Here is a 358-nt window from a genome sequence, read left to right as displayed (position 1 = left end):
AAAAAACATGGGGCCTTAGCTCAGCTGGGAGAGCGCCTGCCTTGCACGCAGGAGGTCAGCGGTTCGATCCCGCTAGGCTCCACTTTATTTAATATATGTCTCGGAGGTATACCCAAGTTCGGCTGAAGGGATCGGTCTTGAAAACCGACAGGCGGTGAGAATCGCGCGGGGGTTCGAATCCCTCTACCTCCTCCATTTTTAAAAATGGTTTAGACATATAATAATAAATATTTATTTTTTCCTTCATGGAGGTATACCCAAGTTCGGCTGAAGGGATCGGTCTTGAAAACCGACAGGCGGCGAGAGTCGCGCGGGGGTTCGAATCCCTCTACCTCCTCCATTTTTTAATTTAATATTG

3 tRNA genes are annotated in these 358 nt (G+C 48.0%); all 3 read left to right on the top strand.

Going from position 1 to position 358, the window contains the following annotated elements:
• The first annotated feature begins 9 nt into the window (after positions 1 to 9).
• The 3 genes from OXT04_RS29665 to OXT04_RS29655 all read left to right on the top strand — a co-directional run bounded on the left by OXT04_RS29665 (position 10) and on the right by OXT04_RS29655 (position 340).
• A tRNA-Ala gene (locus tag OXT04_RS29665) sits at positions 10 to 82 on the top strand.
• A 20-nt stretch (positions 83 to 102) separates the two neighbouring features.
• Positions 103 to 195: transfer RNA gene (locus tag OXT04_RS29660), tRNA-Ser, on the top strand.
• A 52-nt stretch (positions 196 to 247) separates the two neighbouring features.
• Positions 248 to 340 (top strand) — tRNA-Ser (locus tag OXT04_RS29655).
• Positions 341 to 358: the final 18 nt, after the last annotated feature.

Origin of the sequence: Bacillus sp. GC_Bacil_1 (assembly GCF_026540675.1) — a bacterium.
In the GTDB taxonomy this organism is placed as follows: domain Bacteria; phylum Bacillota; class Bacilli; order Bacillales; family Bacillaceae_G; genus Bacillus_A; species Bacillus_A cereus.
The sequence above is the reverse complement of the archived record's forward strand: the minus strand, read 5'-3'. Positions and strand labels throughout refer to the sequence as shown.